Annotated in this window: 19 protein-coding genes and 2 pseudogenes; 4 read left to right on the plus strand and 17 right to left on the minus strand. The window is 62.8% G+C overall.

Going from position 1 to position 22,546, the window contains the following annotated elements; all coding sequences use genetic code 11:
- Nucleotides 1–8: 8 nt before the first annotated feature.
- The 3 genes from CNX70_RS27490 to CNX70_RS27500 all read right to left on the minus strand — a co-directional run bounded on the left by CNX70_RS27490 (nucleotide 9) and on the right by CNX70_RS27500 (nucleotide 3,474).
- On the minus strand, nucleotides 9–1,040 hold the full coding sequence (locus tag CNX70_RS27490; protein WP_071075183.1) for an arginine N-succinyltransferase: 1,032 nt from the start codon (nucleotides 1,038–1,040) through the stop codon (nucleotides 9–11).
- A 107-nt stretch (nucleotides 1,041–1,147) separates the two neighbouring features.
- Nucleotides 1,148–2,389, minus strand: a complete 1,242-nt coding sequence (gene astC / locus CNX70_RS27495) for an acetylornithine/succinylornithine family transaminase (protein WP_096238147.1) — start codon at nucleotides 2,387–2,389, stop codon at nucleotides 1,148–1,150.
- Between the two features lie 140 nt (nucleotides 2,390–2,529).
- Complete coding sequence (locus tag CNX70_RS27500) at nucleotides 2,530–3,474, minus strand: GlxA family transcriptional regulator (protein ID WP_071075181.1); 945 nt, start codon at nucleotides 3,472–3,474, stop codon at nucleotides 2,530–2,532.
- 131 nt (nucleotides 3,475–3,605) lie between these two features.
- On the opposite strand from CNX70_RS27500, the gene CNX70_RS27505 reads away from it, so the two are divergent.
- The 3 genes from CNX70_RS27505 (at nucleotide 3,606) to CNX70_RS27515 (ending at nucleotide 5,369) form a co-directional block, all read left to right on the plus strand.
- A complete protein-coding gene (locus CNX70_RS27505) occupies nucleotides 3,606–4,040 on the plus strand; it encodes a MarR family winged helix-turn-helix transcriptional regulator (protein ID WP_167389728.1) in 435 nt (144 codons plus the stop codon).
- 45 nt (nucleotides 4,041–4,085) lie between these two features.
- A complete protein-coding gene (locus CNX70_RS27510) occupies nucleotides 4,086–4,370 on the plus strand; it encodes a hypothetical protein (RefSeq protein WP_071075179.1) in 285 nt (94 codons plus the stop codon).
- A 153-nt stretch (nucleotides 4,371–4,523) separates the two neighbouring features.
- Complete coding sequence (locus CNX70_RS27515; protein WP_071075178.1) at nucleotides 4,524–5,369, plus strand: HDOD domain-containing protein; 846 nt, start codon at nucleotides 4,524–4,526, stop codon at nucleotides 5,367–5,369.
- Here CNX70_RS27515 and CNX70_RS28655 read toward each other — a convergent pair.
- From CNX70_RS28655 to queA, 9 genes and pseudogenes are all read right to left on the minus strand, one after another.
- Entirely contained in the window at nucleotides 5,366–5,530 is a 165-nt protein-coding gene (locus CNX70_RS28655; RefSeq protein ID WP_167389729.1) for a hypothetical protein, read from the minus strand. The two genes, CNX70_RS27515 and CNX70_RS28655, sit on opposite strands and share 4 nt — an antisense overlap.
- 185 nt (nucleotides 5,531–5,715) lie before the next feature.
- Nucleotides 5,716–6,342 carry a glutathione S-transferase family protein gene (locus tag CNX70_RS27520; protein ID WP_096238148.1) on the minus strand — a complete coding sequence of 209 codons (627 nt, stop codon included), beginning with the start codon at nucleotides 6,340–6,342 and terminating at the stop codon, nucleotides 5,716–5,718.
- A gap of 74 nt (nucleotides 6,343–6,416) precedes the next feature.
- Entirely contained in the window at nucleotides 6,417–7,127 is a 711-nt protein-coding gene (locus tag CNX70_RS27525) for a helix-turn-helix transcriptional regulator (protein ID WP_167389730.1), read from the minus strand.
- Nucleotides 7,124–7,873, minus strand: coding sequence for a hypothetical protein (locus CNX70_RS27530; protein WP_157751316.1), 750 nt, complete (start codon nucleotides 7,871–7,873; stop codon nucleotides 7,124–7,126). Before CNX70_RS27530 ends, CNX70_RS27525 begins: the two co-directional genes overlap by 4 nt.
- Before the next feature lie 75 nt (nucleotides 7,874–7,948).
- A pseudogene (gene secF / locus CNX70_RS27535) lies at nucleotides 7,949–8,970 on the minus strand (protein translocase subunit SecF).
- Between the two features lie 90 nt (nucleotides 8,971–9,060).
- On the minus strand, nucleotides 9,061–10,926 hold the full coding sequence (gene secD / locus CNX70_RS27540; protein ID WP_096238150.1) for a protein translocase subunit SecD: 1,866 nt from the start codon (nucleotides 10,924–10,926) through the stop codon (nucleotides 9,061–9,063).
- Nucleotides 10,927–11,022: 96 nt separating this feature from the next.
- On the minus strand, nucleotides 11,023–11,355 hold the full coding sequence (gene yajC, locus CNX70_RS27545; protein ID WP_096238151.1) for a preprotein translocase subunit YajC: 333 nt from the start codon (nucleotides 11,353–11,355) through the stop codon (nucleotides 11,023–11,025).
- A gap of 196 nt (nucleotides 11,356–11,551) precedes the next feature.
- Nucleotides 11,552–12,691 carry a tRNA guanosine(34) transglycosylase Tgt gene (gene tgt, locus CNX70_RS27550; RefSeq protein WP_096238152.1) on the minus strand — a complete coding sequence of 380 codons (1,140 nt, stop codon included), beginning with the start codon at nucleotides 12,689–12,691 and terminating at the stop codon, nucleotides 11,552–11,554.
- Nucleotides 12,692–12,693: 2 nt separating this feature from the next.
- Nucleotides 12,694–13,749 (minus strand): tRNA preQ1(34) S-adenosylmethionine ribosyltransferase-isomerase QueA, encoded by a 1,056-nt coding sequence (gene queA, locus CNX70_RS27555; RefSeq protein WP_096238153.1) that lies wholly within the window; start codon nucleotides 13,747–13,749, stop codon nucleotides 12,694–12,696.
- A gap of 178 nt (nucleotides 13,750–13,927) precedes the next feature.
- Here queA and recG point away from each other — a divergent pair, with 178 nt between their 5' ends.
- Nucleotides 13,928–16,030, plus strand: a complete 2,103-nt coding sequence (recG, locus tag CNX70_RS27560) for an ATP-dependent DNA helicase RecG (RefSeq protein ID WP_096238154.1) — start codon at nucleotides 13,928–13,930, stop codon at nucleotides 16,028–16,030.
- Here recG and CNX70_RS27565 read toward each other — a convergent pair.
- The 5 genes and pseudogenes from CNX70_RS27565 to CNX70_RS27580 form a co-directional block, all read right to left on the minus strand.
- A pseudogene (locus tag CNX70_RS27565) lies at nucleotides 16,027–19,349 on the minus strand (DEAD/DEAH box helicase). The gene recG and the pseudogene CNX70_RS27565 overlap by 4 nt on opposite strands.
- A gap of 12 nt (nucleotides 19,350–19,361) precedes the next feature.
- Complete coding sequence (locus tag CNX70_RS29175; protein ID WP_257620246.1) at nucleotides 19,362–19,487, minus strand: hypothetical protein; 126 nt, start codon at nucleotides 19,485–19,487, stop codon at nucleotides 19,362–19,364.
- Nucleotides 19,487–20,701, minus strand: coding sequence for an MFS transporter (locus CNX70_RS27570; protein ID WP_096238155.1), 1,215 nt, complete (start codon nucleotides 20,699–20,701; stop codon nucleotides 19,487–19,489). Before CNX70_RS27570 ends, CNX70_RS29175 begins: the two co-directional genes overlap by 1 nt.
- Nucleotides 20,702–20,724: 23 nt before the next feature.
- Entirely contained in the window at nucleotides 20,725–21,726 is a 1,002-nt protein-coding gene (locus tag CNX70_RS27575; RefSeq protein WP_096238156.1) for a Gfo/Idh/MocA family protein, read from the minus strand.
- A 1-nt stretch (nucleotide 21,727) separates the two neighbouring features.
- Nucleotides 21,728–22,546, minus strand: a complete 819-nt coding sequence (locus CNX70_RS27580) for a DUF3025 domain-containing protein (RefSeq protein WP_096238157.1) — start codon at nucleotides 22,544–22,546, stop codon at nucleotides 21,728–21,730.

The following is a 22,546-nucleotide window of genomic DNA, read 5'->3' on the forward strand; positions in this document are numbered from 1 at the left end:
TCTCTCGGTTAGATGCGCACGCAAATGACGCTGTCGCCTTCGGCCACAGCCAGCGCTTCGAGCAGCTCGGGCGGCAAGCCGACGGTGTCCTGCGCTTCGAGCGCATCGCAGGTAAAGGTGACGGCGCGGAAGTTGCGCTCCGCGCCCGAAGCGACCGCGTAATGCACTTTCAGGCCCGTGCGGCTGGGCGTGACGCCTGCGACGACGCGGCGCGTGAGCGAGCCCGTAAACGAGCGCAGCGCATGCTTGTGCGCCTGCAGGATCGGACCGCCATCGAAGATGTCGATGTAATCGTCGGCCTCAAAGCCTTCTTCCGTCAGCAAATTGAACGCCAGTTCGCCACTCGGGTGGATCTGGCCCATGGCCGCCTGCGCGTCGCCTGGCAGCAGCGGCACGTACACGGGGTAGTGCGGCATCAGTTCGACGATCAGGGTGCGGTTGCGCGCGCCGCCGATGACTTTTTCGGCATCGAGGAAATCCATCTGGAAGAACTTGCGGCCCAGCGCATCCCAGAACGGCGACTGGCCGTTGGCGTCCGTGATGCCGGCCAGCGGCACGAAAAAGCGGTCGCCGAAACGGTGCGGCGCCAGCACGGCAAACAGCAGCCGCGCGCGCGACAGCAGGGCCGCTTCCAGGCCCGCCTGCTCCATGTTGCGCACGTAAAAGCCGGACAGCTGCGAGTACGCCGTCAACTCCGAACACAGGGTCAGCGCATGCACGCTGTGGCTGATGTTCAGGTCGCGCGAGACTTGCTGGATGACGTCGTTGCGAAAGGAAAAATAGGTGCCGTTCGAGCCGGCCGAGGCGAAGATGGCGGCCGTGCCAAAGATGCTCTTGTCGAGCAGGGATTCAAGCACGAAGAGGTACGACTCTTCGCTGGGGATGTCGACATGGGCGGCAAACGAGGCAATGGAGCGCTCGACGGAGGCGGCGATTTTTTCGCGCGTCTTCGGCAGGGTATGGACACCCGGCATGGTTACCGCGGCCAGCGCTTCGAGGGCTGCGATATCCGCAATTTCTACCGGACGGACAACATACATGGGTACTCCTTCAATGCTGACGATACTTGGGCTGAATACCCGGGTAGAACCAAGCCGGCCCGCAGCAAAGCGGCGGGCCGGTGATGAAACAGGAAGCGAGGCTAGCCTCAGGCTTTCAGCAAGCCGTCGATGGCGGCGCGCAGCAGGCGGCCCGCTTCGGCAATCTGCTCGTCCGAGACGATCAGGGCCGGCGCCAGGCGCACCACGTCCATGCCGGCGATCAGCACCATCAAGCCTTGCGCTTCGGCCGCCTTCTGGATGTCTTTCGCGCGGCCCTTCCAGGCATCGCTGACTACCAGGCCCAGCAGCAAACCGCTGCCGCGCACGATGGAGAACACTTGCGGGTAATCCGTGATCAAGCCTTGCAGCATGGCGATGGTGCTGACGCTGGCTTCCTTCACACGCGCCAGGAACGCTGGCGTGTTGATGGTTTCGAGTACGCTCAAGGCCACGGTAGCGGCCAGCGGGTTGCCGCCGTAGGTGGTGCCGTGGGTACCGACGGACAGGGTTTGCGCCAGTTCATTCGTGGTCAGCATGGCGCCGATCGGGTAGCCATTGCCCAGCGCCTTGGCAGCCGTCAGGATGTCCGGCGTGACGCCATAGCCCATGTAGGCGAACAACGCGCCAGTGCGGCCCATGCCGCTCTGGACTTCGTCGAAAATCAACAGGGCGCCCGTCTTGTCGCACAGGGCGCGCAGCTCTTTGAGGAATTCAGGATTGCCCGGCACCACGCCGCCTTCGCCTTGTACCGGCTCGACGATCACGGCGCACACGTCATCGCCGATGGCGGCGCGCGCCGCTTCGATGTCGTTGTAGGCGATGTGGTCGATCGACGGTGGCAGCGGCTCGAAGCCTTCCGTGTACTTGGCCTGGCCGCCGACGGAGACGGTAAACAAAGTGCGGCCGTGGAAGGAGCTCAAGCACGAGATGATGCGCGACTTGTGCGCGCCGAACTTGGTGTGCGCGTACTTGCGCGCCAGTTTCAGGGCCGCTTCGTTGGCTTCCGCGCCCGAGTTGCAGAAGAAGGCGCGGTCGGCGAAAGTCGCTTCCGTCAGGGCCAGGGCCAGGCGCAGCACAGGCTCGTTGGTGTAGCCGTTGCCCAAATGCCACAAATTATTGATTTGCTTGGTCAGCACGTCGACCAGCACAGGATGGCAGTGGCCCAGGCTGTTGACGGCGATGCCGGAGGTGAAATCGAGGTAATGCTTGCCGGTCTGGTCCCACAGATCCAGTCCGGAACCGCGCACGGGCACCATGGCTGCAGGGGCGTAGGTAGGAACGAGGACCTGGTCAAAGGTATCCCGGGTGACTGGACGAGCCGTTACGGTCGAATCAAGCTTGGCATTCATAGCATTTCCCCATCAATATGTTAGGTACTCCGCAGCTACGACAGCTACGTGTGTACTGCATTATAAAAAGCGGGATGCTAAAACTCTTTTGAATCTGCGACAAGGATTTTCACAATTCATCACAGCTGCCTTGACACCGGCTAGGCCGGCGGCATCAGCTTGCGCTGCCGCTCTTCGCGCGGGGTATTGCCAAACAAGGTGCCAAAGGCCGTGGAAAAGTGCGAACCGGAGGAAAAGCCACACATCAGGCCCACTTGCACGATGGAATAATGTGTATCGAGCAATAGTTGCCGCGAGCGCTGCAGGCGCAGCTCCAAATAGTAGCGCGACGGCAAGCTGCCCAGGTATTGCTTGAACAGCCGTTCCAGCTGGCGCCGCGACAGGCCCACCAGGCTGGCGATGTCATCGGTCGACAGCGGTTCCTCGATATTGGCTTCCATCAGGGTGACCGCTTCGGACAATTTCGGCTGCAGCACGCCGAAACGCGCCTGCAAGGCCACGCGCTGGCGTTCTTCCTTGCCGCGCACCTTGTCCACACACAGCGCTTCCTTGACGAGCGCCTGCACGTCGGCGCCAAAGATGGTCTCGATCAGCGTCAGCGAAAAGTCGATGCTGGCCGCGCCGCCGCAGCAGGTAATGTGCGGACCGTCGATGTCGAACAGGTGCGGCGTCAAAATGGCCCGTTCGGCCTTCGCTTCCGCATCGGCGTACAGGGCCCAGGGCAAGGCGATGCGCACGCCATCCATGACGCCCGCGTCGGCCAGCCACAGCACGGCCGCGCCCACGCCACCCCAGAATGGTGCCGAACGGCAGCGCTCGATCACGGCCCGGCACAGCTCGGCGCGCAGCGGCGCCTGCGTTTCATCTGCCACCAGCAGCGCGATATGCCAGTTGCCGCCCTGCTGGGCTACTTGCTCGGGCGTGCGCACGTCCAGTTGCAGCGCGTCCGGCCCCAGCGCCCTCGCACAGAGGCGCAGCGGTTGCACCAGGCCCGCCCAGGTAATCGACTCGGCATCGCCGGCATGGACCAACAGCAGGCGCAGCGGTTTGTCGAGGCCGATACGGGAAAGATTAGCGAAAGACATCGGCGGGGCGGACCAGGGGCAAGGGCTGAGTTGCCCACATGATACCGGACTTCCGCCCCATCGAACCCTTCATACAATAACGCCGCTGCCCCGGCGGAAAAAAGCGGGATGGAAGGATATAATCACACCCCATGGGTGAACGATATTTAAAAAGTATCCGGCTGCTGGCCGAATGCATGCAAGGCTTCGAGCGGTTTTCGGGCGACTTCGTGCGCCAGTACGGCTTGACGCATGCGCAATTCGACATCATTGCCACGCTCGGCAACACCTGCGGCATGTCCTACAAGGAACTGGGCCAGAAAACCCTGATTACCAAGGGCACCTTGACGGGCGTGGTGGACCGGCTGGAGCAAAAGGGGCTGGTAGTACGCGAACGTTGCAACAAAGACAAGCGCTCCTACTTCGTGCGCTTGAGCTGCGAGGGTGAACAGGTGTTCCATGACGTGTTCCCCAAGCTGACAAAGCAGGGACAGCGCTTGTTTGACGGCTATACCGACGACGATTTCATGCGCTTGGAAACCACCCTGGCAAGCCTGAAACACGCCATCGCCAACGGCCACAGTTGACAATTCACCAAGCACAGACATTCAAACAAGACAAAGGAAACCAAGTTGAAAACCACACTGCTCGACGGCAAAAAGCCCGCTCATTTCGATAAACACATCATCGGCAACCTGCTGCTCAACGCCAGCACGCCGGAACTGGTACGCCAGGAAAAACTGATCATCGGCGTGCGCAACGAAGACGGCGAAATCTACCGCTTGATCGGCGCCACCAAGCACAACAGCTTCATGAATGCCGTCGAGGAACTCTTCGACCTGGGCCTGACCGATGAGCTGGAAGACAGCGACGAGCTGGTCGAAGGCTGCGACGCGATCTTCAGTGAATCTGACTGATAGCGCTCGCATAATCCAAAAAGGGCATGCCGCTGATCCAGTGGCCTGCCCTTTTCCCGTTTACGGGGGTTTACTTGCCTTTTACTCGCTTGTTTGCGAAAAGATCACGCTTAAAAAGTTCCGCACGGAAATATTGCGAGTATAATTTTTTCAATGAACAGACTCGACGCATTTAAAAGCATCGCCGCACAAGCCGCTCGTGGCGAGCTGACCTTTCCTGCCAATGTGAACGCTTCGCTCAAGCTGCAAGAGGCGCTGGCCGATCCCGACTGCCATATCGAGGCCGCTGCCAAGCTGGTGCAAGCCGACCCGCTGCTGGCCGCGCGCACGGTGGCTATCGCCAATTCGGTGGCGTTCAACCGTTCCGGCAACGAAATCACCAGCGTGCGCAATGCCGTGCAACGGCTCGGCGTGCGTACCTTGCAGTCGGTGGTCGCGTCGCTGATCGTGCGCCAGCTGGGCAGCACCATTACCGATCCCGTGCTGCAGGCGAAGGCCAAGCAGCTGTGGGAACATACGGCCCACGTGGCGGCCCTGTCGCAGGTACTGGCGCGCCGCGTCACCAGGGTGGACCCCGATACGGCGCTGTTTGCCGGCATCATGCATGAAGTGGGCGGCTTTTATCTGCTATCACGCGCCGCCGAATTTCCCGGCATCCTCGACGGCGAACCGCAGGACTGGGTCGAACATGGCGAACAAGCCATCGGCCATGGCGTCTTGACCAAACTGAAGGTGCCGGAAGCGGTGATGGGCGCCATCGCTGCGCTGTGGGAAGGCTTGCGCGCCATCCCGCCCGAATCGCTGGGCGACACCCTGCTGCTGGCGAATGACCTGGCGCCGGTATCGTCGCCCCTCAACGAAAGTCCGGCCGCCATCGCCGTGCGCGCCGCCCGCGCCGCCGGCAGCATCGATTGCGTGATCGGCGATGCGACCCTGTCGAGCATCATGGAAGAATCGGACGATGAAGTGCAGTCGCTGCTGAAGGTGCTCGTGCACTAGCCTGCAGGCTTCTTGCTCGCTGGCGGCGGTGCCGCCGGCTTGACCGTTTCGACGATCAGCACATGCTTGTCCATGGCCTGCGTTGCCTGCTTCTGCTGGGCGACTTGCGTAGCGACCGCCCGGGTACTCAAGAGTGGCTTCGGATGGCGTGGCATGAACATGGCGTACCTGCTTGCAGTGGGAGACGCCGCATATGTGCAGCGACGATCGAATTATCAAGCTCCGAACAAAAAAAACCCGCTCGAAAGCGGGTAAAGTCCAAAGCTAGGGATGTCCTGAAAGAGACAGCCCTATCTTATGTGCTGCGCCGCGCCGGCTCCGTGCGCTGGCACACTTAGCGGGCAGATTATCCCGGCAGCAGCTGCACATCCGTTTCCTGCCAGGCGCGCAGCTGCCGCACGCGGGCAAACCAGGCCTCGATATGCTGGTACTGCGCCAGCGGCAGCCGCACGGCCTCGCTGTACATCAGCGGCGCGGCCACGGCAAAGTCGCTCAAGCTCACAGCGTCTCCGCAAAGCCAGCTGCGCCCCGCCAGATGCGCGTCCAGCACAACGGCGCACTCATGCAGGTCGCGCTCGCCGCGCGCCTCTTCCAGCGGGTCCGCCGGACCATTGCCCGTCATGCCCTTCCAGGCGCGTTCCCAGGCCAGCACGCTGATGGCCGGCGCGAAATGCTGCGCCGCCCAGAACAGCCAACGGTTGACGTCGGCGCGGGCCTGCGGCGCCTGCGGATAAATCGTCTGGCCGGGCACCTGCTCGGCCAGGTATTGCATGATGGCGCACGATTCCCACAGCAGGAAATCGCCATCGGCCAGCACGGGCACCTTGCCGTTCGGGTTCAGTTCGGCCAGGCGGCGACGGTCGTCCGCATTCATCAGGTCGACTTCGGCCAGTTCCAGCGGCAGGCCGAGGTGGATCGCCGTCATCAGGGCACGGCGGGCATTCGAAGACATGGGGTGGTGGTACAGGCGCATGGTAGATGGCTCCGGTGAGTAAAGAAGCCACCATCGTAGAACCAGTCACTGACAGTTTTTGTCAGGAGCGCATCTCACGATTCCGGATCAATCTCATGCGCCTTGCGCCAGGTATCCAACAGCACATGGCGGCGCGTGGGATAGCGCTCCTCGTGCCGCTGCACGTCGGCGATGCGGTCGATGCGGAAATGCCGGTAATCGCCACGCAGCTCGCACCAGGCGGCCAGCAGGCGCTTGCCTTCAAAAAAGGCCAGGGCAAACGGCCACACCGTGCGCGAGGTGGCGCTGCCATGCTCATCCTGATAGGCGAGCGTGAGTTTTTGTTCATAGCGGATGGCCTCGCGCACCGGCTGCACATAACGGTCGGCTGGGTCGGCCGGCTGCGTGCCATCGGCGGGACGGCCCAGCGGCACCCACAAGCTGGTCTCGGCCATGCTGTCGCGCAGGTCGCGCGGCGAAGCTGCCGCGATCTTCGCCAGGGCATTGCTGGCCGCCTGCGCCAGGCCCGCATCGCCCTGGCGGCGCACCCAGCGCGCGCCCAGCACCAGCGCTTCCAGTTCATCGGGTCCGAACATCAGCGGCGGCAGAAAAGCGCCACGACGCAGCACATAGCCGATGCCGGCCTCACCCTGCAGGGGCGCGCCCAGTTCGGCCAGGGTCTGGATATCGCGGTAAATCGTGCGCTCGGAAACGCCCAGCTGCTGCGCCAGCTGGGCCGCCGTGACGGGCACGCGTTTGGCGCGCATGGCGTCCATCAGCAGGAACAAGCGGCCGCTGCGGCTCATGGACAGGCCTGCAAAGCCTGGTCGCCCATCACCAGGGCCGACAGGGCCGGCACGTACAAATAGCCGTCGGGCGCCAGGCGCGCCGCGCGCGGGCCTTCGTCCACGCCGGCGATGCCGTAGCAGCGCTGCAGGCGGGCGGCCCCCGGCCACCAATAGACGGCCGCCTCCTGATCGGGAAAGCGCTGGCGCACGCCATCGGCCTGCGCCGCCACTTGCCGGAAGTCGAGGTAGAAGGCGGGGGCGATGCCCAGCTCCGCGGCAAACGCCGCCTCCAGCGCCGCCACCTGCGCCAGTTGCACGGCCAGCGCCGCAGTTTCACGCTCCAGCTCCTCGGCCGGCACGCCCGCCTCGATCAGGCTGCGGCGCATGTGCTGCGGGCCTTCCTGCGCGCGCAGCAAGGCCGACTCCTGCAGTGCCAGCACGGCGGTGTCTGGAATGCTTGTATGTTGCGCGGCCGGGAAAACGTACAGGGCGCAGCTGCCGGCACACACGGTGTCGATGGCGAGGCTCCATTGCCGCTGGCGCAGGTAGCGCCCCAGCAGCATGGCCGCCTGCGGCTCGCCGCCTGCGCTATTGATGCGCAGCACGGTGGTCGCTGGCGTGGCCAGCTGCCGCAGCTTGTCCACGTCGCCCTCGACAACCGGGCCGCGCATGGTGATGCTATCGCTGCCAGTGCGGCTGAAATCGGCGGCGCCGGCCAATGCCGTCACGCCCGCCATCATACCTACGCATAAAAAACGCTTCATCGTCATCCACCACAAAAAAAAACGACCACCGCAAACGGTGATCGTTCTTCATTCAACCTGCAAAAAGCCCTGCGCTTACACCACGGCGCCGTCGGTTTCGTCTTTTTCCTTGACCGGCTTGATCAAGTCTTCGCGCTTGACGCCCAGCCACATGGCGATCGAGGCCGCGACGAACACGGACGAGTAAATACCGAAGCAGATACCGATGGTCAGCGCGAGTGCGAAATGGTGCAGGGTCTGGCCGCCGAAGACCAGCATCGACAGCACCATCATCTGGGTCGAACCATGGGTGATGATGGTACGCGAAATGGTGCTGGTGATCGCGCTGTCGATCACTTCATGCACGGAAGCCTTGCGCTGCTTGCGGAAGTTTTCACGGATACGGTCAAAGATCACCACCGATTCGTTGACCGAGTAGCCGAGCACCGCCAGGATCGCCGCCAGCACTGTCAGCGAGAATTCCCACTGGAAGAAGGCAAAGAAGCCCAGGATGATCACCACGTCATGCAAGTTGGCGATAATCGCCGACACGGCGTATTTCCACTCGAAGCGCACGGCCAGGTAAGCCATCACGCCCAGGATCACCATCACCAGCGCGTTCAAGCCGTTCTGCGTCAGTTCCTCGCCCACTTGCGGGCCGACGAATTCGACTTTCTGCAGCACCAGCGCTTCGTTGCCGGCGGCGTCCAGACAGGCGCTCTTGATCACATGCTCGCCCTTGTCGGTGACGGTATCGATGCCCTTGGTCGTGCCTTGCTCGACCTTGCACAGGGTTTCGAACACGCGCTGCGAGGTGTTCGCGGCGCTGACGCCCTTTTCCACCGGCAGGCGGATCATCACGTCGCGCGCCGTATCGAAGCTGGTCACGCCCGGCTCTTCGTAGCCGAGGCCGATCAGGGTACCGCGTATGCCTTCAAGGTTGGCCGCTTTCGGGTATTTGACCTCCATCACGGTGCCGCCCTTGAATTCCACGGACAGGTGCAAGCCCTTGTGGAACAGGAAGAAGACGGCGGCAAGGAAGGTCACGGCCGAAATGACGTTGAAAATCAACGCATGGCGCATGAAGGGAATATCTTTTTGATCCGGAAAAATTCCATGAAATCCTCTGAGTTCTATTCTGTGCATCCGGCGGCTGGGCCGCCGGATGCGATCGCTGTTGTCGCTATTGGGTGAGTCTGGGCCGCCGCTTATTTGCTCGTGCCCGGCACCCACACCGTGCCGATCGACAAGGTCGTCAGCTTTTTCTTGCGGCCATACCAGAGGTTAACCACGCCGCGCGACACGAACACGGAGGAGAACATCGACGTCAGGATGCCCAGGCAATGCACGACGGCAAAGCCGCGCACGGGACCACTGCCGAAGGCCAGCAGCGCCAGGCCGACGATCAGGGTGGTCACGTTCGAGTCGAGAATCGTGGCCCAGGCGCGGTCGAAGCCGGCGGAGATCGCCGCTTGTGGCGTACTGCCAGCGCGCAACTCTTCACGGATACGTTCGTTAATCAGCACGTTGGCGTCAATCGCCATGCCCAGCGCCAGCGCGATCGCGGCAATACCTGGCAAGGTCAGGGTCACCTGGATCATGGACAGCAGGCCGACCAGCAACAGCAGGTTGGTGGCCAGGGCCAGCACGCTGAAGGCGCCAAACAGCATGTAGTAGGCGATCATGAAGATGGCGATGGCGATGAAGCCATACAAGGTCGAATGGAAACCCTTGGCGATGTTTTCCGCGCCCAGTTGCGGTCCGATCGTGCGTTCTTCGATGACGGTCATCGGTGCGGACAAGGCGCCCGAGCGCAGCAACAGCGCCAGTTCATTCGCGTTTTCCGCGCCGCCCATGCCGGTGATCTGGAAGCGCGAGCCGAGTTCCTGCTGAATGGTCGCCACCGACAGCACTTCCGGCTTGCCCTTTTCAAACAGCACGATGGCCATGCGCTTGCCCACGCGCTCACGCGTCGCTTCGCGCATCTTGCGGCCACCGTCGCCGTTCAGGTCGATCGACACAGCCGCTTGCTGATTCTGGTCGAAGCTGGCCGTCGCGCTGGAGATATAGTCGCCCGTCAGGATCACATCCTTCGACAGGACGACAGGCACGCCCTTGCCAACCGTAAACAGTTCCGAGTTGAACGGGATGGCGCTCGACAGTTCCGTGCCAGGCACGATGCCTTCGTCGACCAGACGCACTTCCAGCGTCGCCGTGCGGCCGATGATGGCTTTCGCGCGGGCCACGTCCTGTACGCCAGGCAATTGCACCACGATGCGGTCAGAACCTTGCTGCTGGATCAGCGGCTCGGCCACGCCCAGCTCATTGACGCGCTTGGACAGGGTGGAGATATTCTGTTTCACGCCTTCGTCGATAGTCGCTTTCAGGGCCGCCGGCTTCAGGGTGATGTTCAGTTTCAAATCGCTGCCTTCGCCCGCATCGGCAAAAGCCAGTTCCGACATCTGGTCGGACAGCACATTCTTGGCCTTCAGGCGCGTTTCCGCGTCACGGAAGTTGATCTGCACGCTGTCACCCACGCGCTCGATGCCGGCGTGACGGATATTCTTGTCGCGCAGCACGCTACGCGCGGCGGACTGGACGCCCTGGATTTTCTTGTTCAGTACGGCTTTCGCATCGACCTGCATCAGGAAGTGCACGCCGCCGCGCAAGTCCAGGCCCAAGAACATGGGCAAGGCATGCAATTTTTGCATCCACATCGGCGTATTGGCTTGCAGGTTGACCGTCACGATGTACGCAGGGTCGCTGGCATCCGTATTCAGGTCCTTTTCCAGCACCAGTTTTGCCTTGAACTGGGTATCGGGATCGGCGAAACGCACGCGCACGGAGGCGAGGTTGCCAGCGCCATCCATGGTCACACCTTCCGACTTGACGTTTTCTTTCGTCAATATTTCCGCGACTTGCGTCATCAGCTCGCTCGTCACTTTGACGGTCGACTTGCCGCTGGTTACTTGCAGCGCCGGTGATTCACCGAAATAATTGGGCGCCGTATAGAGTGCGCCCAGCAATAAGGCGACGACGATGATGATGTATTTCCAGGCAGGATAGCGATTCATAGTGATTCAGCGTTCAGTGTTGAGCGTCGGAGGCGTCGCGAGGGGCGGCGGGTAGCCGCCCCGGTGCATCATTGCCTAGGCAATGACAGCGAGAAATTACAGCGCCTTCAGGGTGCCTTTAGGCAGCAAGGTGGTAATGGAGCTCTTTTGCACCGTGACTTCGGTGCCGGTCGCCACTTCGATGGTGACGTAAGCGTCCACTACCTTGACAACACGGCCCAGCATGCCGCCAGCGGTGACGACTTCGTCACCCTTGGCCAGCGCGTCCATCATCGCCCGTTGTTCTTTGGCGCGTTTTTGCTGTGGACGGATCATCAGGAAATACATGACCACGAACATCAATACCAGCGGCAGGAAGCTGGTCAGGTTGCCGCCGAAGCCCAGGGCGTCGGTTGGGGCTTGCGCATAAGCGTTGGAAATGAAAAACACGGTGACTCCAGTTCTAATCAGTTTGAAAAAATAGCGCTGTATTCTAGCATTGGCTATACGTCATAACCCGAATTGCAGGCATGGCAACTTTAAGTGGGGCTAAAAAGGCATTATGCAATGCTTTATCGCCCCAGTCCAAGCACCAATACACAAAACTTCCAGCGCTGCCGCCGCCAGGGCTCAAGCTAAGCTTTTCTTAAGTTCCGCGTGCGCGTTCCGCATGGAATTGCAGGGTAAACGCGTGGAAACGGTCTTCGTCGAGCGCTTCACGCATCTGGCGCATCAAGTCCAGGTAGTAATGCAGGTTGTGGATGGTGTTCAGGCGCGCGCCGAGGATTTCCTTGGAACGGTGCAAATGGTGCAGGTAGGCACGCGAAAAGTTGCGGCAGGCGTAGCAGCTGCAGGTCTCATCGAGTGGCGCCTGGTCTTCCTTGTACTTGGCATTCTTGATCTTGATGTCGCCAAAACGGGTGAACAGCCAACCATTGCGGGCATTACGCGTCGGCATGACGCAGTCGAACATGTCGATACCGTTCGACACGCCAGCCACCAGATCTTCCGGCGTGCCCACGCCCATCAGGTAATGCGGCTTGTTGGCCGGCAGGCGCGGGCCCACGTGGGCCAGCATGCGCATCATGTCTTCCTTCGGCTCGCCGACGGACAGGCCGCCGATGGCGATGCCGGGGAAATCGATCTCTTCGAGCTTGGCCAGGGACTCGTCGCGCAGCATTTCAAACATGCCACCCTGCACGATGCCGAACAGCGCGTTCGGATTTTCGCCGCGATGGAACTCGTCCTTCGAGCGCTGCGCCCAGCGCAAGGACATGCGCATCGACTTGGCCGCTTCTTCAAGCGTGGCCGGGCGGCCTTCGATTTCGTACGGCGTGCATTCGTCGAACTGCATGACGATGTCGGAATTCAAGACGCGCTGCACCTGCATCGATACTTCCGGCGAGAGGAACAGTTTATCGCCGTTGATGGGCGAACTGAAATGCACGCCCTCTTCCGTGATCTTGCGCATGGCGCCCAGCGAAAACACCTGGAAGCCGCCCGAATCGGTCAAGATCGGCTTGTTCCAACCCATGAAACCGTGCAAGCCGCCGAATTTCTCCATGACGGTGTTGCCAGGACGCAACCACAAGTGAAACGTGTTGCCCAGGATGATCTGCGCGTCGATTTCATTGAGTTCCAGCGGCGACATGGCTTTCACGGTGCCGTAAGTGCCCACTGGCATGAAGATCGGCGTCTGCACGACGCCATGGTTGAGTTTCAAGGTGCCGCGGCGTGCGCGGGTCAGGCCGCTCGTGTCGGTCTTGAGTAGTGTAAATTCCAGCATGGTCAGTCTTTCACGGGAGTATCAAGGTTCAGTGCAGCGCGCGATTGCGTGGTCAGCAGCATCGCATCGCCATAGCTGAAGAAACGGTAGTTCTGCGCGATCGCATGCGCGTAGGCGTTGCGGATCGGCGCATAGCCGGCAAAGGCCGACACCAGCATCAGCAGGGTCGACTTCGGCAAATGGAAATTGGTGATCAGCCGCGTCACCGTTTTAAACGCATAGCCGGGCGTGATGAACAGGGCCGTATCGGCGCTGCCCGCCACCAGCTGGCCGCTTTGCGAAGCCGATTCCAGCGCGCGCAAGCTGGTCGTGCCGACGGCGACCACGTCGCGCCCGGCAAGTTGCGTGGCGCGCACGGCGTCGACGGTGTCCTGCGGCATGGTGTACCACTCGGTATGCATCTTGTGTTCGGCCAGCACTTCCGTGCGTACGGGCTGGAAGGTGCCGGCGCCCACGTGCAGGGTTACATAGGCAAAGTTGACGCCCTTGGCTTTCAGTTGATCGAGCAGGGCCTGGTCGAAATGCAGGCCCGCCGTGGGCGCGGCGACAGCGCCGGGCACCTTGTTGAACACGGTCTGGTAGCGCGTTTCATCGAACTCGTCGGCATCGTGCTCGATGTAGGGCGGCAGCGGCAAGCGGCCATGCGCCTCGATCAGCTCGAACACGTCGGCCTCGAAATGCAAGGTAAAGAATTCGCCGGCGCGCTGGCCCACCGTCACGTCGAAGGCGTCGGCCAGGCGGATGCGGCAGCCGGGCGGCGGCGACTTCGAGGCGCGCACCTGGGCCAGCACGGTGCGGTCATCGAGCACGCGCTCGACCAGCGCCTCGATCTTGCCGCCGCTTTCCTTCACGCCAAAGAAGCGCGCCTTGAGTACGCGGGTATCGTTCATCACCAGCAGGTCGCCCGCCTGCAACAGCCCGACGATATCGGCAAAGCTGCGGTCAACCAGGGCGTCGCCGTCCAGATGCAACAGGCGCGAAGCGCTGCGCTGGGCCAACGGAGTTTGCGCAATGTTTTCTTGCGGCAAATTAAAATCGAAATCGGAAAGCGAATACATGCGTTTTGCTTCAAAAGTACGTCAAAAATGATTAGGAGTGCGCAATGGAACATCTGGCACTATACTGTGCGCCTATACAGGCATTACAATAATCCGCCGCAACAATTTCCGACTGCGGTACGCACAGGGTGTGCCGGACAACCCTCTATTTTACGCTAGCGGCACCAAAACCTTGCATATGTCCGATCCAAAGCCCGATCTTCCTCCCACAGCCAAGCCTGCCGCGAAGCCGAAATCCGCCAAAAAAGTGGTCAGCACGGAAAGCCGGCTGGCCAAACTGGGCTTGCGCACGGATATGGATCTGGTGCTGCACTTGCCGATGCGCTACGAGGATGAGACGAAGGTCTACACGATACGCGACGCCTGCCTGCGCGGCGGCGAGTCGTGGCAAGTGGAAGGCGTCGTCACCAAATGCGAAGTCAATTTCAAGCCGCGCAAGCAATTGCTGGTGACGATCGCCGACGAAACGGGCAATTTGCTGCTGCGTTTCATGAATTTCTACGGCAGCCAGGTCAAGCAGCTGGCCGAAGGCACGCGGGTACGTGCGCGAGCCGAACTCAAACACGGCTTTTTCGGCGCCGAGATGGTGCACCCGACGTATAAAGTCGTCAACGAGGGCGCGCCCCTGCCCACGGCGCTGACGCCCGTGTATCCGTCCGGCGAAGGCTTGTCGCAGCACGTGCTGCGGCGCGAGATCGCCGACGCCATGCGCCGCATCGACTGGCACGATACCTTGCCTGACGAGCTGTTGCACCAGATGCAGCTGTCGCCGTTCCGCGCCGCCGTGCACCTGCTGCACTATCCGCCGCAGGACATCGATGAAAGCGCGCTGATGGACCGCTCGCACCCGGCCTGGGTGCGCATGAAATTCGATGAGCTGCTGGCGCAGCAGCTGTCGCTGAAACGCGCCCAGCGCGCGCGCCGTTCGAAAGGCGCCGCACAGCTAGCAGTCGTCGGCACCCTGTCGCATGCCTTCGGCGCCGCCCTGCCCTTCAAGCTGACGGGCGCGCAGGCGCGCGTGCTCGAGGAAATCCGCGCCGACCTGCACCAGCCGTATCCGATGCAGCGCTTGCTGCAAGGCGACGTCGGCAGCGGCAAGACAGTCGTCGCCGCCTTGTCCGCCACGCAGGCCATCGACAGCGGCTACCAGGCAGCGCTGATGGCGCCCACGGAGATCCTGGCCGAGCAGCACTTCCGCAAGATCGCCGCCTGGATGGAGCCGCTGGGCGTGAAGGTGGCCTGGCTGACGGGCAGCCTGAAGAAAAAGGAAAAGACGGCCGCGCTGGCCCTGATCGAATCGGGCGAAGCGCAGCTGGTGATCGGCACGCATGCGCTGATCCAGGACAATGTGCTGTTTGCCAAACTGGGACTGGTGATCGTCGACGAGCAGCACCGCTTCGGCGTGGGCCAGCGCCTGACCCTGCGCAACAAGGGCGACAGCGCGGCCGTGCCGCACCAGTTGATGATGTCGGCCACGCCGATCCCGCGCACCCTGGCCATGACGTATTACGCCGACCTGGAAGTGTCGGTGATCGACGAGCTGCCGCCCGGACGCAGCCCCATCGTCACGCGCGCCATCGACCAGAACCGGCGCGACGAAGTCATCGCCCGCGTGTATGCGGCCGCGCTGGAAGGCCGGCAAGTGTACTGGGTCTGCCCGCTGATCGAGGAATCGGAAGCGCTGCAGCTGCAAACAGCGACCGACACCTACATGATGCTGGCAGAAGCCTTGCCCGCGCTGCAGGTGGGCCTGGTGCATGGTCGCCTGAAGCCGGCGGAAAAACAGGCAGTGATGGACGCCTTCATCGCCGGCCAGATCCACGTTCTGGTGGCCACCACCGTCATCGAGGTGGGCGTCGACGTACCGAACGCCTCGCTGATGGTGATCGAGCACGCCGAGCGTTTTGGCTTGTCGCAGCTGCACCAGTTGCGCGGCCGCGTGGGGCGCGGCACGGCGGCCAGCGTCTGCCTGCTGCTGTACCAGGGCCCGCTGGGCGGCGTGGCGCGCCAGCGTTTGATGACCATGCGCGAGACGACGGACGGTTTTGAAATCGCCCGCCGCGACCTGGAAATCCGCGGCCCCGGGGAGTTTCTTGGCGCGCGCCAGTCCGGCCAGGCCATGCTGCGCTTCGCCGACCTGGAGACGGATCAATGGTTGGTCGATCAGGCGCGCGACGTGGCGCACGATCTGCTGCACGCCACCACGGCGGCGGCGGCGGCCACCGTGGAAGCGCATCTGGCGCGCTGGCTGGGTGGCAAGGAAGAGTTTTTGAAGGTCTAAGCGCTGTTCAAGGGCGCAAAAATCGCCTGCAAGTCGTCTTGCGTGATCGCCAGTGCTTGCGCGGGACCCTGGGCCAATACGGCATCGGCCAGTTCGGCCTTGCGGCGCTGCATTTCCTGGATTTTCTCTTCCAGCGTGCCTTTGGCGATCAATTTGTAGACGAATACCGGCTTGTCCTGGCCAATGCGCCAGGCGCGGTCGGTGGCCTGGTTTTCCACCGCCGGATTCCACCACGGATCGTAGTGGATCACGGTATCGGCCGCCGTCAGGTTCAAGCCGACGCCGCCCGCCTTCAGGCTGATCAAAAATAGCGGCACGCTGCCTTGCTGGAAGATGTCGACCTGCGCGCTGCGATCCCGGGTCTCGCCGGTCAGCAAGGCATACGCGATGCCGCGCTCGCGCAACTGCTCTTCGATCAGCGCCAGCATGCTGGTAAATTGCGAGAACACCAGCACTTTGCGCCCTTCGGCCAGCAACGCTTCGAGCATCTGCATCAATTCCACCAACTTGGCCGACGGCGCCATGCCTTTCTTGCCGGCGCCGGCCACCAGGCGCGGGTCGCAACAGACCTGGCGCAGCTTGAGCAAGGCGTCCAGGATCACGATCTGGCTGCGCGCCAGGCCCTTGGCGGCGATCGCCACGCGCACTTTTTCGGCCATCGCCAGGCGCACCGTTTCGTACAGATCGCGCTGCGCGCCGGCCAGTTCGACTTCGCGCACCATTTCTGTCTTGGCCGGCAACTCCTTGGCCACCGTGTCCTTGGTACGGCGCAGCAGAAACGGCTTGATGCGCCGTACCAGGAAAGCGTTGCGCGCGCCATCGCCGAGCTTTTCTATCGGTTTGCGGAACTCGGCGTTGAAGGTTTTTGATCGCCAAGCAAGCCTGGCATCAGAAAGTGAAACTGCGCCCACAACTCGCCCAGGTGATTTTGCAGCGGCGTGCCGGTCAGGCACAAGCGGTGCGTGGCCGGTAGCAGCGCCGCCGTCTGCGCGGCCTTCGAATTGCTGTTCTTGATGTATTGCGACTCGTCCAGGATCAGCAAATGAAAGTGCTGGCGGCGCAAGGCTTCCTCGTCGCGCGGCAGCAGCGCATACGTGGTCAGCACCAGGTCGTATTGCCCCATCTGCTCGAAATGCTGCGCGCGTTGCGGTCCGTGCAGCAGCAGCACTCTCAGGGCGGGCGCGAAGCGCGCCGCTTCGGCCTGCCAATTGCCCATCAGGCTAGTCGGCGCGACCACCAGCGCCGGCGACGTCAGCCGGCCCGCCTCCTTTTCCAGCAGGATGTGGGACAGCGTCTGGATGGTTTTCCCCAGCCCCATATCATCGGCCAGGATGCCGGCGAACTGGTACTCGCGCAAGAACTGCATCCATGCCAGCCCTTCGCTCTGGTAGGGACGCAAACTTGCCTGCAGGCCGGCCGGCACGGCAACCGGCGCCACGCCATCGAAACCGCACAGCCGGGCGCCCAGCTGGCGTAGCCTCTCGCCGCCCGTCCAGCGCAACTGCGCGCTCGCTTCCAGTTCCGCCAGGCGCGCCGCATCGAGCACCGGCAAGCGCACGCGGGCGCCGATACGCTCCTTGAAATACAGCTCGCCCAGGGTATGCAGGATGGGCTTGATGCGGCTCCACGGCAGGGCCACCCGCATGCCGCCAGGCAGACTGGCGATCAGGTGTTCGGCATCGTCGCGCAGCGCCAGCGCGGCCGGATCGAAGTGATCGGGCGCCTCGCGTATCCATTGCAGCAGCACCGGCAACAAGGGGACGCGCTGCCCATTGACGACGATGCCCAGTTCCAGCTCGAACCAGGCGTTGCCACCCTCGCCGTCTTCCGCCACCTCGGCATACCAATCGTCGACCGATGCCAGATCGTAGCGGTAGCCGGGACCGTATTCGACCAGCCAGCCCTGCTGGCGCAAGGCTGGCAAGCCCTGCGCCACGAAGGCTATCCAGGCGGCTTGCTCCGGCAACTGTTGCGCGCCCGCCAGCGAACGCAATGGCGAATCCTGCCCTGCGGCATCGGCGAAGCCCAGTGCGCGCAGCACGGCGACGGCCTGCGCCTCCGCGGCGCTGTCGCGTTTAATCACCTCGGTGCCGCCGGCGCCATGGCGCATGGCCGCCTGCGCCGGATCGGCCGAGACGCGTACGCCATCGTAGTCGAAGGCCAGCAGAGCAAAATCGTGCCATGCCGATTCGGCAGCGCCGTTGTCAAGGCTGGCGAGCAGCAGGAAGGGCGTGGCTTTGATATCGCTGCGCACCGTTTGGCGCGGCAGCGGCGGTGGCGGAATCACTCGCACCAAACCATGCGCCGCCAATTGTGTCGCTACCTGCTCACGAGCCGGACCGGCCACGCGCGGCGCCATCGCTACCAGCGACCGCAAGTCGCGCGCCGGGATCATGGCCGCGCCATCAGGAATGCCCAGCTCGCCAATGTCAGCACCCTGCACGTACATGGGAGGCTCGGTCGGCAGCATGTACTCCAGCGCCGCGCCATCGGCCAATTCCCAGCGCAGGCGCACGCCGCCATCGACGTCATCGGGCACAGACCATCCCAGGCGAGAGGCGCGCGCAGGCGACAGATGCAATGGCTGCAACTGTCCCGTTTTGAGCGCGTCGCGCGTGGCAGCGAAGTACAGTTGCCCCGCCTGCGCCAAATCACGCAACAACTGCGCACCAACAGCGCCATGCGGTTCGGCCGAGACTTTGCCATAGCCCCCCAAGCCGCTCAGCAGTCCAAACCGATAGTTTGCGTAACGGTCGGCCGGCGTCACATAGGCAGGCGGCTTCATCATTAAATCATAGCTGTAAGGCAGCATTGTCGCCGCTGCGATCATCGCGTCAGCGCGCAGGCGCGCACGGCACAAATACAGATCGAGGCGACCGACATCATTGGGCATCAAGACATAGACTACGCGATAGATAATCTTATCGGCAACAAGGCTGCTCTTCACTGTGGGCGCTTCAGTCAAGGCCTTGGCCACGGCCCCCATCCAGGAAGCGAGCGCATCGGACGCGCCAGCGGGAGTATTTTTGTTCAACTCCAAATAACGCAGCAGCAGCGCCGCCACATGCTTGCAGTTGTAATCCATGGGACAACTGCAATCACCATCGAAACGCACGCCGCGCAGGCCTGGCTTGAGCCGCACCGTTTGCCGGTAACGTTGACCGCCACTGCCGCTGACCTTGCCTTTGATCGCATCGCCATCGGCCGTGACGGCCAGCACCTTGCCGCGGCGCGCATAGTCGCGGCCGCGATTCAAGGTGCCCGCATCAAAACTGGCGGCAACATCAGCCGCAGTAAAATGGAAACTCAAATCATTCATCCTTCAATGGGGCTACATGCACATCCAGAAGCGGTTCGCCAGGTCCAGCATGAAATCTGGACGCAGATAGGCCAGGAAGACGATGGCCAGCAGCGCGGCGCCAGCCAGGCGCCACAGCCATGTGCGCCAACTGGCCATTACGCGGCCACCGCCACGCGCTTGACGGCGCGCTCGTCGATGGGCAGGTTGATCAGCGCGGCCATGAGCCCCAAGCCGATGGTGATCATCCAGACGATGTGGTAACTGCCCTGGTGCTCGTACAGATAGCCGCCCAGCCACGCGCCCAGAAAACTGCCCACCTGGTGCGAGAAGAACACCATCCCGGCCAGCATCGACAGGTGCTTGACGCCGAAGATGCCGGCGATGATCCCGTTCGTCAGCGGCACCGTCGACAGCCACAGCACGCCCATGCCGGCGGCAAACAGGTACACCGACCACGCCGACAAGGGCGCCAGCAGGAACAGTGTGATGACCACGGCGCGCGTCACGTAGATGGCCGACAGCAGGTAGCGCTTGGCGATCTTGCCACCGAGTTTGCCCGCGTAGTAGGAGCCGACGATGTTGAACAGGCCGATCAGCGCCAGCGCCGTGACGGCGATGTTCGGATTCATCAGGCCCTGGTCCTTCAGGTAGGCCGGCAAATGCACGCCGATGAAGACCAGCTGGAAACCGCAGACAAAATATCCTGCCAGCAGCAGCCAGAACGAGCGGCTGGCGATGGCTTCGCTGAAGGCCGCGCCAACGCTTTGCTGCGGGCCGCTGGCGTGCGAGACGGGCGGCTCACGCAGGTAGAAGGCCATCGGGATCATCGCCAGCAGCACCAGCGCAGCCAGCACATAAAAGGCGTTCTGCCAGCCCACGGCGGATATCAGCTGCTGCTCCACCGGCATCATCAGGAACTGGCCGAACGAGCCGGCCGCCGACGAGATGCCGAAGGCCCACGAGCGCTGCTCGGGCGGCGCGCTGCGCCCGATGATGCCGCTGATGGCACCAAAGGCAGTGCAGGCCAGCGCCAGGCCGATGAAGATACCGGAACCGGCGATGAACAGGACCGGTTGCGTCACGAGCGCCATCCACACCAGGCCCGCCATGTAGCTGATGGCACCGACGATGACGACGCGCATGGTGCCGAAGCGGTCGGCCGCCATGCCGGCGAACGGGCCGAAGACGCCCCACATCAGGTTTTGCATGGCCAGCGCCAGCGAATACGTTTCGCGCGTCCAGCCATTCGCTTGCGAGATCGGCTGCATCCAGAAGCCCAGGCCGTGGCGCACGCCCATCGCCAGGGTCAGCACGACGCCGCTGGCGATGAGGACGGTTTTCAGGCTGGGGCGGGATGAGGGCAATGTCATGGAGGATTCCTGTTTAGGCCTGTTCACGCCCGGTCGGCGCTGAGATCGGAGCGATACACCAGACCGATCTGGCCACGCATGGTGTCAAGGTTGTGCATCAGCGCCACGCTGTCCGCGTGCGGCATGACGGGACTTTCCAGCAGGCCGGCGCGGATGCAGCGCATCGCTTCGATCGCCTCATGCGCGTAGCCATTGCCCAGGTGGGGCATGGCGACGACGCGGCGTTCGCCATCCATCGTTTCGACGATCAGATGATCGGGCTTGTAAAAACGGTTGGGCAGGCGAATCCGCCCCAGGCTACCGGAAATGGTCATTTCCGTCGGCGTTTGCGCGCGCAGGCTGCAAGCGCAGGACGAGGTGCCACCACCCGCGTGCAGCAGGGAAAACACGACCTGCTCATCGACACCGGTGGCGCCCATTTCAGCCAGCGCCTGCACCTGCGATACCGGGCCGAGGAAAAACGCCGCCATCGACAGCGGATAGATGCCCACGTCGAGCAGCGCGCCGCCCCCCAGTTCGGGATTGAACATGCGGTGCTCGGGCGGGAAATTGGCGACAAAGCCGATATCGGCCTGCACTTGCTGCAGCACGCCGATTTCGCCGCTGGCGATGATGCGCTGCGCTTCCTGCACGGCTGGCAGGAAACGGCTCCACATGGCTTCCATCAAAAACAGTTTTTTGTCGCGCGCCAGATCGACCACGGCCTGCGCTTCGCGCGCGTTCATGGTGAACGGTTTTTCGCACACGACGTGCTTGCCGGCGACCAGGCACAGCAAGGCGTTTTCCGCATGCAGGGTGTGCGGCGTGGCGATGTAGATCACGTCCACGCCGGGGTCCATGGCCAGCGCCTGGTAGGAACCGTGGCAACGTTCGATGCCGAATTCGGCACCGAAGGCCTGCGCGCCGACATCGCTGCGCGAAGCGACCGCCACCAGTTGCGCGCCGGGCGCATCGCGCAAACCCTGGGCCATCGCGCGGGCGATCTTGCCGGTGCCGAGGATGCCCCAGCGGACGGTGTTTTCCATGCTATTGATCTCTTTCTGCGCCAGCAGCCTTGCGCTTCGGGCGGAACACCGCCGCGTCATTGTAAAAATCGTCGTCCTGCCCCTCGCACCAGCCGGGTAAACCCAGCACGGGTAGCGGCGTGAAGTCGGCTGTCGTCAAGCCATCACGGGCCAGGTCTTGCGCCACGCGCTCGTCGAGCCAGGCGCGGCGTGCCGCATCATCGAGTGCGAAGTAGGCGTCGCCGGCAAAGATCACGCGCGTGTGCGCCGTGATGGCCTTGCGCGGCGCTACCAGTTTTTCCATCAGCGCGTGGCCGAACAGCCAGACTTCGGCATCGCCGCCGGTGCCAAATTTCTCGCGCTGCGCAATGAACGCGCTGCGCCAGTCGTGCCCGCGCAGCGCCGCTTCCAGCGCGCGTCCGGCATCGCTGTCGCGCAGCACCAGCAAGGCGGAATTCTCATCGAAAATCGTCGCACCATCGCGTGCCGGACCACGCGATTTGCCGACGCCGGACAGGGCGATCTGCGCCGCCTGCAGCGCGTTCAGCTGCCGCTTGATGCGCGGGAAGGTGAGCCACACGAGCGCGTTGAAAAAATCGTGCAGATTGTCGCGCGTGGGCACGCCGCCCGTCGCGCCGATGAACTCTTCATAGGCCACGCCTTCGGGCAAGTCCGCTTGCGGTACGAAGGCCAGCGGCAGGCCGGTGGGATTGCACAAGTCCAGCGCCCGCGCCCGTCCGTTCAGCGCCACAATCACCGTGTCGCGCTGCAGGTCCAGCTGCCGTCGCGCCGGCAGCACCGTGGCAAACCAGGGACGGGTCCAGTCTATCGATGGCAGCAT

It is taken from the genome of Janthinobacterium svalbardense (genome assembly GCF_002327145.1).
Taxonomy (GTDB): Bacteria; Pseudomonadota; Gammaproteobacteria; order Burkholderiales; family Burkholderiaceae_D; genus Janthinobacterium; species Janthinobacterium tructae.

What these genes read in the sequence shown, in the direction of transcription:
- CNX70_RS27520 (WP_096238148.1), bottom strand. Translation starts at nt 6,342, where the DNA reads ATGCGCCTGTACCACCACCCCATGTCTTCGAATGCCCGCCGTGCCCTG.
- tgt (WP_096238152.1), bottom strand. Translation starts at nt 12,691, where the DNA reads ATGCTGGAATTTACACTACTCAAGACCGACACGAGCGGCCTGACCCGC.
- CNX70_RS27575 (WP_096238156.1), bottom strand. Translation starts at nt 21,726, where the DNA reads ATGGAAAACACCGTCCGCTGGGGCATCCTCGGCACCGGCAAGATCGCC.
- CNX70_RS29175 (WP_257620246.1), bottom strand. Translation starts at nt 19,487, where the DNA reads ATGGCCAGTTGGCGCACATGGCTGTGGCGCCTGGCTGGCGCCGCGCTG.
- astC (WP_096238147.1), bottom strand. Translation starts at nt 2,389, where the DNA reads ATGAATGCCAAGCTTGATTCGACCGTAACGGCTCGTCCAGTCACCCGG.
- secD (WP_096238150.1), bottom strand. Translation starts at nt 10,926, where the DNA reads ATGAATCGCTATCCTGCCTGGAAATACATCATCATCGTCGTCGCCTTA.
- CNX70_RS27570 (WP_096238155.1), bottom strand. Translation starts at nt 20,701, where the DNA reads ATGACATTGCCCTCATCCCGCCCCAGCCTGAAAACCGTCCTCATCGCC.
- CNX70_RS27490 (WP_071075183.1), bottom strand. Translation starts at nt 1,040, where the DNA reads ATGTATGTTGTCCGTCCGGTAGAAATTGCGGATATCGCAGCCCTCGAA.
- CNX70_RS27500 (WP_071075181.1), bottom strand. Translation starts at nt 3,474, where the DNA reads ATGTCTTTCGCTAATCTTTCCCGTATCGGCCTCGACAAACCGCTGCGC.
- CNX70_RS27525 (WP_167389730.1), bottom strand. Translation starts at nt 7,127, where the DNA reads ATGAGCCGCAGCGGCCGCTTGTTCCTGCTGATGGACGCCATGCGCGCC.
- queA (WP_096238153.1), bottom strand. Translation starts at nt 13,749, where the DNA reads ATGTATTCGCTTTCCGATTTCGATTTTAATTTGCCGCAAGAAAACATT.
- CNX70_RS27505 (WP_167389728.1), top strand. Translation starts at nt 3,606, where the DNA reads ATGGGTGAACGATATTTAAAAAGTATCCGGCTGCTGGCCGAATGCATG.
- CNX70_RS28655 (WP_167389729.1), bottom strand. Translation starts at nt 5,530, where the DNA reads ATGTTCATGCCACGCCATCCGAAGCCACTCTTGAGTACCCGGGCGGTC.
- recG (WP_096238154.1), top strand. Translation starts at nt 13,928, where the DNA reads ATGTCCGATCCAAAGCCCGATCTTCCTCCCACAGCCAAGCCTGCCGCG.
- CNX70_RS27515 (WP_071075178.1), top strand. Translation starts at nt 4,524, where the DNA reads ATGAACAGACTCGACGCATTTAAAAGCATCGCCGCACAAGCCGCTCGT.
- CNX70_RS27530 (WP_157751316.1), bottom strand. Translation starts at nt 7,873, where the DNA reads ATGAAGCGTTTTTTATGCGTAGGTATGATGGCGGGCGTGACGGCATTG.
- CNX70_RS27580 (WP_096238157.1), bottom strand. Translation starts at nt 22,546, where the DNA reads ATGCTGCCATCGATAGACTGGACCCGTCCCTGGTTTGCCACGGTGCTG.